The following is a 14,315-nucleotide window of genomic DNA, read 5'->3' on the forward strand; positions in this document are numbered from 1 at the left end:
ACCGTAGTCCCGATCCCGGATTGCATCCGGGCTACCAGTGTGTAGGGCGTACCGGCCGGCGATCCGTTCGCGAAGCAGTACGCCGTATGCCGTACACGCGGCTTGCCAGTGCGATGGAAACAGGTTGTTCAACCCGGCTTGTGGTTGGGCTCGATGTGATAGCTCAGGTTGCGCCGCGGGCTGAGGTATTCCAACACCTCCAGCGGTAGCTGCGAGGGGCGCAAGCTGCGCGCGATGGCCAGCTTCGGCTCTTCGGCCAGATCGACGATCAGTGCCTCCTGCTTGGGTGTATCGGCATCGTAGAGAATCAGTGTCGGTTTCAACGCCTGGGTCGGGTTGATGCCCAGCACCAGCGCATAACGCTCATCTTCCAGCTGCACCAGGCTACCCGGTGGGTAGACGCCCATGACGCGGACGAAGGCCTTCAGCGCCACGTCATCGAAGCGCTCACGCTGTTGCTTGAACATCAGCGCCAGTGCCTCGTGCGGGCTCAGGGCCTGGCGTGGATCGAGTGGGTTGCACAGGCCATCGAAGTGGTTGGTGATGGCCACCAGGCGGCTCAGCCGTGCGATGCCGGCTTCGCGCAGGCCGCGCGGGTAGCCACTGCCGTCGCAGTATTCGTGGTGCTCGTGAATGATGCGCAGCACTTCGTCATCGAGCATCAGTTTTTGCCCCATGCGCAGGCCGAAGTCGGTGTGCATCTGCAGCAGCTGTTGTTCCGGACGGGTCAGCGGCTCGGGCTTGAGCAGCACCTTGCTGGGCACTTCCAGCTTGCCGATGTCGTGCAGCAGGGCGCCGAGGCCCAGGCTATGGCAGGCCTCGCTGTCGAGGCCGAGCTGACGCCCGAGCAGCAGGGACAATACGGTGACATTGAGGGCATGGAAGTAGCTGTCCTCAGCCGCTTTGCCGGTAATGCCATGCAGCACCACGCCGGTGGCACCGAGCAATGTCTCGACCATCTCACCGACGATGGCGCCGGCCTGGCGCATGGCATCTTCCGGTCGACTGCGCAGGGTCTGGTTGAGCGCTTTGATGCGCTGGCTGGCCTCGATGAAGCGTCGATCCACGTCGGCCAGCCGAGTTCGCAGGTGGCGCAGCTTCTGCGCACGTTCCTGGCGGGCCTGGCTCTCGGGATCGACGGGCGGCTCTTCCGGGATCGGTGCGGGCGTATCGTCGGCCAGTTCCAGTGGCGGGCAGTCGCTGCGCACCGGGTCGTAGCGCAGTTGTTTCAGCTTCAGCGCGCGCAAGGCGCGAATCTGCGCTTCGTCCTTGATCTTGAAGTTGCTGAAGGCGAAGTCATGCTCCCACCAGCTCAGATCCAGATGAACGTAGAGACCGACGCAAAGCTGCTCGGGCGTGATGTAGAGAGTGTTGGCGGGCATGCCGGATCCGCTGGCTGATAGCTAATGGCCTGCAGTTTAGTCCGGGTTGAGCCCTTGCGGCACCTGTTCTTCGGACGGCTCTTCAGGCCATCACGTCGACGCTGTTGCCCAGGTTTGGCGGATTGCTCGGTGCACTGGCCGGTGCAGCGGACTGCACCAGGCCGGTGATGTTGGCGGCCTGCAGCTCCAGCGTCTTGCGCAGCAGCAGGAGCGACATCTGCGCGGAGATCTGAGCAGACGCCTGACTCGATACCTGGCTGGAAATGCTGCTCAGCTCCACGACTGTCTACCCGTGCTCAAGATTCAGGGGGTAGACATACGCCTGTTCCGCCCAGGCCGCAATAGCCGCCCGGGTTCTTCGCCAGATATTGCTGGTGATAGGTCTCGGCGTAGTAGAAGGTCGGCGCTTCGCTGATTTCAGTGGTGATGCTGCCCATTGCTGCCTTGTCCAGCTCCGCCTGGAAACGAGCCTGGCTGGCCTGCGCTGCATGCAGCTGCGCTTCGTCCTGGCAGTAGATCGCCGAGCGGTACTGTGTGCCCTGGTCGTTGCCCTGGCGCATGCCTTGGGTCGGGTTGTGCACTTCCCAGAACACCTTGAGCAAGGCTTCGAAGCTGGTCTGTTGCGGATCGAATACCACCAATACCACTTCGGTGTGCCCGGTCAGGCCGGAGCAGACTTCCTCGTAGGTCGGGTTGGGAGTGAAACCACCGGCATAGCCTACGGCCGTGCTGAACACGCCAGGCTGCTGCCAGAAGCGCCGCTCGGCACCCCAGAAGCAGCCCAGGCCGAACACCGCCTGCTGCAGGCCGGCCGGGAAGGGCGGTTTGATCGGGTTGCCGTTGACGTAATGAGTGTCGGCCACCGGCATCGCTTCGGCGCGACCAGGCAAGGCCTGCTCGGCGGTCGGCAGTGCATGTTTGTTTACGAGAATCTGGGAACGCAGAACCATGGCGGTCTCCTGAAAGTGGGTGAGTTGTGGACTATGCGCAGGGCGGCGTATTACGTCCGTTGGTCGGCCTGTGGCCGGCAGGGATAGCGGCGCAGGCTGTCGATCAGGTCGCGGCCGGGAATCGGCTTGTCGAACAGGTAGCCCTGGCCGACATCGCACTGCTGGCGGCGCAGGAAACCAAGCTGGGCGCCGGTCTCGATGCCCTCGGCGACCACTTTGAGCTTGAGATTGTGGGCCATGGCGATCACGGCGGAGGTGATTTCCATGTCGTCCTGATTATCCGGAATGTCCTTGATGAAACTGCGATCGATCTTGATCACGTCGATGGGGAATTTCTTCAGGTAGCTGAGCGATGAATAACCGGTGCCGAAGTCGTCCATGGCCAGGGTCAGGCCCAGGCTCTTCAGGCGGCCGAGCTGGTGGCGGGTGTCGTCGGTGGCCTCCAGCAGCAGGCTTTCGGTCAACTCAAGCTCCAGCAGCCTTGGGTCGAGTTGCTCTTCGTGCAGGATAGCGGCGATGGAACCAACCAGATCCGGATCGGAGAACTGCTTGGGCGACAGGTTGATCGCCACCTGCAATTCACCCAGGCCGATGGCGGCAATCTGCTTGCTCATGCGGCAGGCCTGGCGCACCACCCATTTGCCGATGGGGATGATCAGACCGGTTTCCTCGGCGACGCCAATGAACTGATCCGGGCGAATCATGCCCTTTTCCGGATGCTGCCAGCGCAGCAGCGCTTCCATGCCCAGCAGTTGCCCGCTCTTGAGGCACAGCTTGGGTTGGTAGAAAACTTCCAGTTCGTTCTGGGTCAGTGCACGGCGCAGGTTGTTCTCGACGAACAGCTTGTAGTTGGCCTCGGCGTTCAGTGCCTCGGTGAACAGTTGCACCTGGTGTTTGCCATTGGCCTTGGCCTTGTGCAGGGCGAGCCCGGCGTGCTTCATCAGCGTCTGTGGATCGTCGCCATGCTCGGGGGCGATGGCCAGCCCGACCGAGCCGGTGATGCTGATCAATTGGTTGTCGACGAACAGGGGCTTGTCCAGGGTCTGCAGTATTTGCTGGGCGGTACGCTGGCCAATCTCCTGGTCGCAGCCATCGAGCAGGATGGCGAATTCGTTGCTGGCGAAGCGCGCCAGGCTGCCCTTGGCACCCAGGCTGTTGCGCAGGCGTCTGGCCAGTGCCGAGAGCAGCTTGTCACCGGTCTGGTGGCCGAGGCTGTCGTTGATCCGCTTGAAGTTGTCGATGTCTACCAGCAGCAGGCCCATGGATTGCTGGGTGGTGCGGGCGAAGCGTTCTTCGAGGCTGCGGATGAAGGCCGGACGGTTGCCGAGGTTGGTCAGGTTATCGGTGTAGGCCAGGCGCTCGATGCGTTGTTGCGCCAGCTTGGTCTCGGTGATGTCTTCATAGATACCGATGTAGTGGGTCAGCTCGCCATCGTCGCCGTATACCTTGGAGATCGACAGGTGGCCCCAGTACGGCTCCTGATTCTTGCGCCGACTGCGGAATTCACCCTGCCAGCTGCTGTGTTCGGCCAGGCTGGAGTGAGCATCGAACAGCAGATCACTGAGGTTGGCCATCGCCGGCAGCTCGGACAGGCGGTGACCGCAGACCTCGTCACTGCTGTAGAGGGTAATGGCGGTGAAGCTGGGGTTGACGTATTCCACCCGGCCATCACGGTCGACCAGCAGGAAGGCACTGGCACTCTGTTCCACGGCGCGCTGGAAAAGATAGAGCGCGTGGGTGGCGCTGCGCTTCTGCTGATTGATCAGTACCTGGGCGAATTGGTCGGCCAGTTCGCCAGCGAAGGCAATCTCGTCGGCCTGCCAGGTGCGTTTGGGGCCGATATGTTCGAGGCAGAGAATGCCCACCACTTCGCCTTCGATACGAATGCTGGCATCGAGCATCGAGGTGATGCCCTGTGGTTCCAGGTAGGCGTGTGCCAGTTCGCGGGTGCGCAGGTCATGCAGGGCATCGTGGGCATCGATCGAGCGGCCGCTGTGCAGGGCTTCGAGGTAGTGCGGAAAACTGTGCGCTTCTATCGACGGCAGTTGTTCGTGTCGCTCCAGGTCGCGGCGGTACAGCGAAACGCACTCGAGACGTTGGCTGTTCAGCCTCCAGATGCCGGCGCGGGCTACGCCGTAGACTTCGCAGGCGGCCTGGGTGATGAGCTCGGCGGCTTCCTGTTGCGGGTTGCTGGACACGTAGCGCTGGCGCGCCAGGCGCACGATCAGTTGCTGCTGGGTACGTGAACGCGCCAGGTGCTGCAGGTGATCATCCTGAGTGCGCTGATATTGCAGCAACGCCGTGCTCAACTGCTGGTTCTGGGTCTGCAGTTCGAACTCGGCCGGTGCGTGTTGGGCGAGACTCTCGTCGGTGACCAGCAGGTAGCCGCGCAGCAACTGGCGGTTGCGCTGTTTGAAGGGCTCGCCTACCTCCAGCAGGTTCAGCGGCCCTTGTGGTGTATGCAGGGTATAGCGCACCAGATACTGCGGGCCCTGCAGCAGTTGCTGCTGGATGGCGTCATGCAGTCGGTAGCGTGCCTCGGGCTCCATCAGGCTGGCGTAGGGCGCATCGACCAATGCGCACAGGTCGGCAGCGCTGATACCGAGCCTGCGTTCGCAGGCAGGGTCGAGAAACAACAATGCCCAGCTCGGCTCATTCAAGCGCTCGAAACGCAGCATGCCGAGCCGCGAGGGCACTGGCAACTGCGTCACAACCTCGGCTGCCGGGCGGGTGCCGGCATCGGGATGGCTTTTCATTGGGCGTTGGGCTTCCAGTATGCTGACCAGGCGAGGCATCCGTTCTCGGTACAGGGCCGCTGCGCCAGAAGGCGTATCGGCTTGGACGGAGGCTAGGGCTCAGGCCTACTTCACTATAGCGTTCGGCAAGGGTGCATCATGCAAACGATACTGACAAGGAAACTGATGGCCATGCTGTTGGGCGGGGCTCTTCTCGCCTGCGCATCGGCTGTCTCCAGTGCCGATGATGCCGCGGCACTTCAGGGTGCCGAACAGCGTACCTACCTCGATGGCCTCAAGCGTTTGTACCTGACCGACAACGAGCGTCAGGCGCTGCTGGCGCACAGCAACGCCCTGCTGGAAACCTACGCCCTGCGCGCCGGTTATCAGGTTGGCCAGGCGCAGCGACAAGACTTGCTGTACCGCTTCAGTACCGGCAATAGCGGCGAGCTGATCCTGCGCGAAGAAAGCCGCGGTGCTCAGGGCACTGCCATTGCCGTGCGCAATCAGCGTGTCGCGGTGTTCGGCATCGATCCGTTCATCCGCTACGAATGTCCGACCGATGGTATTCGATGCGTGTTGTTCAACCCGGCTGACAGCAGCCCGTTGCTGAGTATCGTTCGTGATCATGATGGCGCTGGCGAACTGGCCAAGGCGTTGAGCTTCCTCATCCGTAACGTGCAGAAGGGCTGATCCATCGTTCGCAAACTGGCGTTACAGGTTTAGCAGGAACATTGCCTTGGCCAGGAAGATGATGGCCAGCATCTGCAGCAGGACGCTCAGGTGGATGCGTCGCGAGCGTACCGGCGTCATGCGGCCGCTGCGCATCAGCGCTACCACCAGCAGGAAGTGGCCGAGGATGCTCAGGGCCAGGGCGATCTTCAGGCTGAGCAGGAGGCTGAAACTGCTGGCCAGGGGCGCATGCAGCGCGGCGCGATAATGCCAGGCGAGGCCCAGGCCTGCTCCGTAAAGCGCCAGCACGACCCAGTGCATGACCTGCCGGGCGCGTTGTCCAAGTGCGCGTGAGAAGTCTGCGCGGGCGTCATCTGGCAGCGTCCTGGTCGCACGGCTGAGAATCATCACCTCGAAGAACACACCACCGATAAAGAACGCGGCAGCGGTCAGGTGGACGAATTTCAGCAGGAGATAAAGCATGCGGTTGGCGCCGGGGCGGTTGATATGCCCCGATCATGACGTGCGTGCCGACACCTGACATGACCGGGGTCAAGCCAATCGCGTCTTTGTCGACATGCGCCTGGCCAGAATGACCTGACACACTCCTGGCTGAAAAAAATGCAAAAAAAACCCCACCCATAATGGGCGGGGTTGAGGATGCGAGCGTGGCGTGCTCGAAACGATTTACAGCAGGATGGTGCGGATGTCCGCCAGCAGCTGCGACAGGCGCTGAGTGAAGCGTGCGGCAGCCGCGCCGTTGATTACCCGATGGTCGTAGGACAGCGACAGCGGCAGCATCAGCTTGGGCTGGAAGGCCTTGCCATCCCAGACCGGCTGGATGGTCGCCTTGCTCACGCCGAGGATCGCCACTTCCGGCGCGTTGACGATCGGCGTGAAGCCGGTGCCGCCAATGTGGCCGAGGCTGGAGATGGTGAAGCAGGCGCCCTGCATGTCGTCAGCCGAGAGCTTCTTGGTGCGTGCCTTTTCCGCGAGGGCGGCGGCTTCGGCAGCCAGTTGCAGTAGGCTCTTCTGATCGACGTTCTTGATCACCGGCACCAGCAGGCCGTCCGGCGTATCGACGGCGAAGCCGATATGCACGTACTTCTTGCGGATGATCGCCTTGCCGCTCGGGGCCAGCGAACTGTTGAAGTCCGGCAGCTCCTTGAGCAGATGGGCGCAGGCCTTGAGCAGCAGTGGCAGCACGGTCAGCTTGACGCCGGCTTTCTCGGCGACCGCTTTCTGTGCGACGCGGAAGGCTTCCAGGTCGGTGATGTCGGCCGAGTCGAACTGAGTCACGTGCGGCACGTTGAGCCAGCTGCGGTGCAGGTTGGCAGCGCCGACCTGCATCAGGCGGGTCATCGGTACTTCTTCGATTTCGCCGAACTTGCTGAAGTCCACGGTCGGAATCGGCGGGATGCCGGCGCCACCAGTGGTGGCAGCGGCAGCCTGCGGCGCAGCCTTGGCCTTCTGCATCATCGCCTTGACGTGTACCTGCACGTCTTCCTTGAGGATGCGACCCTTCGGGCCGGTACCGGCGATATCGGCCAGTTCCACGCCGAAATCGCGAGCCAGCTGGCGCACGGCAGGGCCGGCGTGAACCTTGGCGCCGTCGCGCTTGGGCGCGGAGGCGGTGGCTGCAGCGGCGGCTGATAGCGAGGCGATGGCGCGTACTTCGGCAGCCACTTCAGGCGCAGCGCCTTCCGGCACGCGGTGCACTTCCTGGCTGGCCTGAGCCGGCGCAGCAGCCGGTTGGCCGGCCCCGGCCACCTTGAGCTTGAGGATCAGGTCGCCAGTGCCGACTTCGGCGTCCAGCTTGACCAGCACTTCTTCCACCACGCCGGCAGCCGGCGAAGGGATTTCCATGGAAGCCTTGTCGGACTCCAGGGTGATCAGCGACTGGTCGGCCTCGATGCTGTCGCCGGCCTTGACCATGACTTCGATGACCTTGACCTTGCCGGACGTACCGATGTCCGGCACGCGCACTTCCTGTACCGAGGCAGCCGCCGGTGCGGTCGCCGCGGGGGCCGGTGCGGCGGCTGGGGCTGCCGCGGGAGCTGCGGCTTGAGCTGGAGCAGCACTGGCGGTTGCGCCGCCAGCGGTACGCAGTTTGATGATCAGGTCGCCAGTGCCGACCTCGGCGTCCAGCTTGACCAGCACTTCTTCCACCACGCCGGCAGCCGGCGAAGGGATTTCCATGGAGGCTTTGTCGGACTCCAGGGTGATCAGCGACTGGTCGGCCTCGATGGTGTCACCCACCTTGACCATGACTTCGATGACCTTGACCTTGCCGTCGGTGCCGATATCCGGCACGTGCACGTCTTGCACACTGCTGCTGGCAGCAGCGGCGGGTGCCGCTGCCGGAGCGGCTGCTTTCGGTGCTTGGGCAGGGGCGGCTTCGGCTTTCGGCGCAGGCGCCGCTGCGGCGGCACCTTCGACTTCCAGTACCAGCAGCTCGTCGCCTTCTTTCAGGCGGTCACCGATCTTGACCTTGATTTCCTTGATCACGCCGGCTTTGGGCGAGGGCACTTCCATGGAGGCCTTGTCGGACTCCAGGGTCAGTACGCTTTGGTCGGCTTCTACACGGTCGCCGACCTTCACCAGCAGTTCAATGACCTCGCCTTCACCGCCGAGGTCGGGTACGCGAATCAATTCACTCATCGCTACGCTCCTTAGCAGTCCAGGGGGTTGGCTTTGTCGGCGTCGATGCCGAACTTGGCGATGGCATCAGCCAGCACCTTGGCTTCGATTTCGCCACGGTCTACCAGGGCTTCCAGGGCGGCGAGCACGACCCAGTTGCGATCCACTTCGAAGAAGTGACGCAGTTGCTTGCGGCTGTCGCTGCGGCCGAAGCCGTCGGTGCCCAGCACCTTGTATTCCTTGCTCGGTACCCACTGACGAACCTGTTCGGCGAACAGCTTCATGTAGTCGGTAGAGGCAATGACCGGACCCTTGCGACCGTTCAGGCACTCTTCGAGGTAGGTCTGCTTGGGCTTCTGACCCGGGTGCAGGCGATTGCTGCGCTCCACGGCCAGGCCGTCACGACGCAGTTCGTTGAAGCTGGTGACGCTCCACACATCGGCGCCGATGTTGTACTCGTCGCGCAGGATCTTCGCCGCCTCGCGCACTTCGCGCAGGATGGTGCCGGAACCTAGCAGTTGCACGTGGTGCGCGGCTTCCTTCTTGTCTTCCTCGAGCAGGTACATGCCCTTGATGATGCCTTCCTCGATACCCTCCGGCATGGCCGGCTGCTGGTACGACTCGTTCATCACGGTGATGTAGTAGAAGATGTCCTGCTGCTCTTCGGTCATCTGGCGAATACCTTCGCGGATGATCACGGCGAGCTCGTAGCCGTAGGTCGGATCGTAAGTGCGGCAGTTGGGGATGGTCGCTGCCAGCATGTGGCTGTGACCGTCTTCGTGCTGCAGGCCTTCACCGTTGAGGGTGGTACGGCCGGCGGTGCCGCCGATCAGGAAACCACGGGTGCGGCTGTCGCCAGCGGCCCAGGCCAGGTCGCCGATACGTTGGAAGCCGAACATCGAGTAGAAGATGTAGAACGGCAGCATCGGCTGGTTGTGGCAGGAGTACGAAGTACCCGCGGCGATGAAGGAGCTCATGGCGCCGGCTTCGTTGATGCCTTCCTCGAGGATCTGACCTTTCTTGTCCTCTTTGTAGAACATCACCTGGTCTTTATCGACCGGCTCGTACAGCTGGCCGACCGAGGAGTAGATGCCGAGCTGGCGGAACATGCCTTCCATACCGAAGGTACGGGCTTCGTCCGGGATGATCGGGACGATGCGCTGGCCGAGTTCCTTGTCCTTGACCAGCTGCGCGAGGATGCGCACGAAAGCCATGGTGGTGGAGATTTCGCGGTCGCCGGAGCCGTCGAGGATAGCCTTGAGGGTATCCAGTGGCGGCGTCGGGATGCTGAAGCTCTGCTGACGACGCTGCGGTACGAAACCACCCAGCGCGTTGCGGCGCTCGTGCAGGTACTTGTACTCGGCGCTGCCTTCTTCCGGACGTACGAACGGCAGGTTTTCCAGCTCTTCGTCCTTGACCGGGATGTCGAAGCGGTCGCGGAACTGACGCAGGCTGTCGACATCGACCTTCTTGGTGTTGTGTGCGGTGTTCTTCGCTTCACCGGCGCCGGTACCGTAGCCCTTGATGGTCTTGGCCAGGATCACGGTCGGCTGGCCGCTGTGGTTCACGGCCTGGTGGTAGGCCGCGTAGACCTTGTACGGATCGTGACCGCCACGGTTGAGCTTCCAGATCTCGTCGTCGGACAGGTCTTTGACCATGTCCTTGAGTTCTGGGGTGTTGAAGAAGTTTTCGCGAACGTAGGCGCCGTCTTTGGCCTTGTAGTTCTGGTATTCACCGTCGACCACTTCGTCCATGCGGCGCTGCAGGGCGCCGTCTTTGTCCTTGGCGAACAGCGGATCCCAGAAGCGACCCCAGACCACCTTGTTGACGTTCCACTGAGCACCACGGAACACGCCTTCGAGTTCCTGGATGATCTTGCCGTTGCCGCGAACCGGGCCGTCGAGGCGCTGCAGGTTGCAGTTGATGACGAAGATCAGGTTGTCCAGCTTCTCGCGGCCGGCCAGGGAGATGGCGCCGAGGGATTCCGGCTCGTCGCACTCGCCGTCGCCCATGAAGCACCAGACTTTCTGCTTGCCAGCGGGGATGAAACCGCGGGCTTCCAGGTACTTCATGAAGCGCGCCTGGTAGATCGCCTGGATCGGGCCCAGGCCCATGGATACGGTCGGGAACTGCCAGAAGTCCGGCATCAGCCAGGGGTGCGGGTAGGAAGACAGGCCTTTGCCGTCCACTTCGCGGCGGAAGTTTTTCATCTGGTCTTCGCTGATGCGGCCTTCCATGAAGGCGCGGGCGTAGACGCCAGGCGAGGCGTGACCCTGATAGAACACCAGGTCGCCGCCGTGTTCTTCGGTCGGGGCCTGGAAGAAGTAGTTGAAGCCGATGTCGTACAGCGTCGCCGAGGAAGCGAAGCTGGAAATGTGGCCGCCCAGATCCGGGTCGTCCAGGTTGGTGCGCATCACCATGGCCAGGGCGTTCCAGCGTACCAGCGAGCGGATACGACGCTCCATGAACAGGTCGCCGGGCATGCGCGCTTCGTGCGTGACCGGGATGGTGTTGCGGTACGGCGTGGTGATCGCGTAGGGCAATTGCGCACCGCTACGGGTGGCCAGCTCGCCCAGACGGGTCATCAGGTAATGGGCACGGTCTTCACCCTCACGGTCGAGGACGGATTCAAGGGCGTCCAGCCATTCCTGGGTTTCGATCGGATCGAGGTCTTGCATGGCTTGCTCCAGGGCGGAAAGGCTTCCAGAATCGGAGGCCAGTTGGGGCTCACCGGCTTTTTGAGCGGGTGAGTTGAAATTCTTGGATTTACCGGGGATAGGTCCGGCGCCTTGTAGTTTTACTACATTTCGACGACGGATTCAGCCCTCTGGATACAATTCTTCAGTAGTAAAACTACAATTCGCGGCACTGCCGGCCGCGCGCGCCCTGCCGCAGCGGGGTTCCGGGCGATTGCACCGTGCGTCTGGCAGTCCGCCCAAAAGGATAGACCATGAGCCTGCCGTCGCTGGTCGAGTTGCCCCCCTCTCTGCTTTCCCTGGCCGAGCGAGCCGAAAAATCCCTGCAGATGGCCATGGCCGAGCATGATGGTTTGTCCGCCCAGGTAGCGGCCTGGCCGTCAGCCCGCCTGGAAAGCTGGCGGCAGGTGACGGCGCTCAGTGACTTCGTTGCCGATCAGGCCCAGCGTGATCCGCAGATGTTCGTTGCGCTTGGCAACTCCGGTGAACTCGAGCGCAGCCTGGCGCCGGGCGAACTGCGTGAGCAACTGGTGGCCTGGCTGGCCGACTGCACTGATGAGGAGACGCTGGCGCGCTGTTTGCGGCGTTTTCGCAATCGCCAGCAACTGCGCATCATCTGGCGCGACTTCAGTCGCCAGGCGGCGCTGGCGGAAACCTGTCGCGATTTGTCAGATCTCGCTGACGCCTGTATCGATCTGGCCTATCAATGGCTCTATCCGCGTCTCTGTGCGCAGTTCGGTACGCCGGTCGGGCGACGTAGCGGCCAGCCGCAGCACATGGTCATCCTGGGTATGGGCAAGCTCGGCGCGCACGAGCTGAATCTTTCCTCTGATATCGATCTGATCTTCGGCTACCCGGAGGGCGGCGAGACCGAGGGCGTCAAGCGACCCCTGGATAACCAGGAGTTCTTCATCCGCCTGGGGCAGAAGCTGATCAAGGCGCTGGACGCGATTACCGTCGATGGCTTCGTGTTCCGTACCGACATGCGTTTGCGCCCGTATGGATCGAGCGGCGCGCTGGTGTTCAGCTTCAATGCTCTGGAGCAGTACTACCAGGATCAAGGCCGCGACTGGGAGCGCTACGCCATGATCAAGGCGCGTGTGGTCGGTGGCGATCAGGCCGCTGGCGCCGAGTTGCTGGAGATGCTGCGCCCCTTCGTCTATCGCCGTTATCTGGATTTTTCCGCCATCGAAGCGCTGCGCGCGATGAAACTGCTGATCCAGCAGGAGGTGCGGCGCAAGGGCATGAGCGAGAACATCAAGCTCGGCGCGGGGGGTATTCGCGAGATCGAATTCATCGCCCAGGCCTTCCAGCTGATCCATGGTGGACGCGACCTCAGTCTGCAGCAACGGCCGCTGCTCAAGGTACTGACCACGCTGGAGGGGCAGGGCTACTTGCCGCCGGCAGTCGTCACTGAAATGAAGGAAGGCTACGAGTTCCTGCGTTACACCGAACACGCCCTGCAGGGCATCGGTGATCGCCAGACACAGATGCTGCCGGCCGATTCGCAGGATCAGGCGCGGGTCGCGGCAATCATGGGTTTTGCCGATTGGGCGAGTTTCCACGAGCGGCTGATGCATTGGCGCGGGCGCATCGAGTGGCACTTCCAGCAGGTGATCGCTGATCCCGATGAGGATGAGGCGCAGAGCGGCGAGACCTGTGTCGGTGCCGAATGGCTGCCGCTTTGGGAGGGCGCGCTGGACGAGGAAGCCGCGGTGCAGCAGCTGCAAGAGGCGGGGTTCAGCGAGCCGGCGACAGCGTTCAAACGTCTCGTCGACCTGCGTAATGGCCCGCAGGTGCGTGCCATGCAGCGCCTTGGCCGGGAACGGCTGGATGCCTTCGTTCCGCGCCTGCTGGCGCAAACCATCGAGCACGACAAGCCTGACCTGGTGCTTGAGCGGGTCTTGCCGCTGGTGGAGAAGGTGGCGCGGCGCTCGGCCTACCTGGTGTTGTTGAGCGAGAACCCCGGAGCTTTGTCGCGACTGACCACGTTGTGTGCGGCCAGCCCGTGGATCGCCGAACAAATCGCTCGCTTCCCGTTGTTGCTCGATGAGTTGCTCAACGAAGGGCGCCTTTATTCTCCGCCGCAGGCGCCGGAGCTGGTGGCCGAGTTGCACGAGCGCCTGATCCGTATTCCCGAGGAGGATTTGGAGCAGCAGATGGAGGCGCTGCGTCACTTCAAGCTGGCGCACAGCCTGCGTGTAGCCGCTTCGGAGATCGCCGGCACCTTGCCGTTGATGAAGGTCTCGGATTATCTGACCTGGCTGGCCGAGGCGATCCTCGACCAGGTGCTGGCACTCGCCTGGCAGCACACGGTGCAACGCCATGGGCGGCCGCGCCGTGCCGACGGTTCTCCGTGCGATCCTGATTTCATCATCGTCGGCTACGGCAAGGTCGGTGGTCTGGAGTTCGGCCACGGCTCGGATCTGGATCTGGTGTTCATCCATGGCGGTGACCCGCAAGCCGAGACCGATGGCGCCAAGCCCATCGATGGCGCGCAGTTCTTCACCCGTCTGGGGCAGCGCATCATCCATCTGCTGACCACTCAGACCACTTCCGGTGCGCTCTACGAAGTGGACATGCGCTTGCGTCCATCCGGTGCGGCGGGGCTGCTGGTCAGTTCACTGGGGGCTTTTCAGCGTTACCAGGAGAGCGAGGCCTGGACCTGGGAGCACCAGGCATTGGTGCGTGCGCGAGTCCTGGTTGGCTGTGCGAAGCTGGGTGGCGAGTTCGCGCGCGTGCGGGCCGAGGTTCTCGGCCGGCAGCGCGATATCGAGGCGCTGCGCGTCGAGGTCAGCGAGATGCGCGCGAAGATGCGCGACAATCTTGGCAACAAAAATACCGCGGCCGGTACGGCGGCAAATGCCTTCGAGGCCTCGTCTTCCTTCGATCTGAAGCAGGACGCCGGTGGTATCGTCGATATCGAATTTATGGTGCAATACGCGGCTCTGGCCTGGTCGTGGCAACATCCGCAGCTACTCGAATTCACCGATAACATTCGCATTCTGGAAGGTCTGGAGCGAGTCGGTCTGATGTCCGCCGAGGATGCCGTGCTGCTGCGAGAGGTCTACAAGGTTTATCGCTCGGCTGCCCACCGCCAGGCGCTGCAGAAGCAGCCTGGTGTGGTGCCTGGCGATCAGTTCCAGGATGAGCGCCGCGCCGTGATGCGCTTGTGGCGTGAACTGGGGCTGAGTTGAATGACGGGGCTGCGGCCCCACTTACTATGTTCGAACCGTGAAG

The 14,315-nt window shown here is 62.7% G+C and carries 9 protein-coding genes; 2 read left to right on the plus strand and 7 right to left on the minus strand.

The window, feature by feature from the left end:
- Positions 1 to 128: 128 nt before the first annotated feature.
- The 4 genes from HS968_RS03250 to HS968_RS03265 form a co-directional block, all read right to left on the minus strand.
- Positions 129 to 1,382, minus strand: coding sequence for an HD-GYP domain-containing protein (locus HS968_RS03250; RefSeq protein WP_182370126.1), 1,254 nt, complete (start codon positions 1,380 to 1,382; stop codon positions 129 to 131).
- 82 nt (positions 1,383 to 1,464) lie between these two features.
- The gene (locus HS968_RS03255) at positions 1,465 to 1,662 is read right to left on the minus strand and encodes a putative motility protein (RefSeq protein ID WP_119692067.1); all 198 of its coding nucleotides are present in this window, start codon (positions 1,660 to 1,662) and stop codon (positions 1,465 to 1,467) included.
- A 16-nt stretch (positions 1,663 to 1,678) separates the two neighbouring features.
- Positions 1,679 to 2,332, minus strand: coding sequence for a peptide-methionine (S)-S-oxide reductase MsrA (msrA, locus tag HS968_RS03260; protein ID WP_182370127.1), 654 nt, complete (start codon positions 2,330 to 2,332; stop codon positions 1,679 to 1,681).
- A 50-nt stretch (positions 2,333 to 2,382) separates the two neighbouring features.
- The gene (locus HS968_RS03265; protein ID WP_119692658.1) at positions 2,383 to 5,088 is read right to left on the minus strand and encodes a putative bifunctional diguanylate cyclase/phosphodiesterase; all 2,706 of its coding nucleotides are present in this window, start codon (positions 5,086 to 5,088) and stop codon (positions 2,383 to 2,385) included.
- Between the two features lie 165 nt (positions 5,089 to 5,253).
- On the opposite strand from HS968_RS03265, the gene HS968_RS03270 reads away from it, so the two are divergent.
- Entirely contained in the window at positions 5,254 to 5,760 is a 507-nt protein-coding gene (locus tag HS968_RS03270; protein WP_182371565.1) for a hypothetical protein, read from the plus strand.
- A 21-nt stretch (positions 5,761 to 5,781) separates the two neighbouring features.
- On the opposite strand, the gene HS968_RS03275 is transcribed toward HS968_RS03270, so the two are convergent.
- The 3 genes from HS968_RS03275 to aceE form a co-directional block, all read right to left on the minus strand.
- The gene (locus HS968_RS03275; RefSeq protein ID WP_119692064.1) at positions 5,782 to 6,222 is read right to left on the minus strand and encodes a CopD family copper resistance protein; all 441 of its coding nucleotides are present in this window, start codon (positions 6,220 to 6,222) and stop codon (positions 5,782 to 5,784) included.
- Between the two features lie 204 nt (positions 6,223 to 6,426).
- Positions 6,427 to 8,400 (minus strand): dihydrolipoyllysine-residue acetyltransferase, encoded by a 1,974-nt coding sequence (gene aceF / locus HS968_RS03280; RefSeq protein WP_182370128.1) that lies wholly within the window; start codon positions 8,398 to 8,400, stop codon positions 6,427 to 6,429.
- Positions 8,401 to 8,411: 11 nt separating this feature from the next.
- The gene (aceE, locus tag HS968_RS03285) at positions 8,412 to 11,057 is read right to left on the minus strand and encodes a pyruvate dehydrogenase (acetyl-transferring), homodimeric type (protein WP_182370129.1); all 2,646 of its coding nucleotides are present in this window, start codon (positions 11,055 to 11,057) and stop codon (positions 8,412 to 8,414) included.
- Between the two features lie 272 nt (positions 11,058 to 11,329).
- Here aceE and glnE point away from each other — a divergent pair, with 272 nt between their 5' ends.
- On the plus strand, positions 11,330 to 14,272 hold the full coding sequence (gene glnE / locus HS968_RS03290) for a bifunctional [glutamate--ammonia ligase]-adenylyl-L-tyrosine phosphorylase/[glutamate--ammonia-ligase] adenylyltransferase (protein ID WP_182370131.1): 2,943 nt from the start codon (positions 11,330 to 11,332) through the stop codon (positions 14,270 to 14,272).
- Positions 14,273 to 14,315: the final 43 nt, after the last annotated feature.

It is taken from the genome of Pseudomonas berkeleyensis, assembly GCF_014109765.1.
Lineage (GTDB): Bacteria > Pseudomonadota > Gammaproteobacteria > Pseudomonadales > Pseudomonadaceae > Aquipseudomonas > Aquipseudomonas berkeleyensis.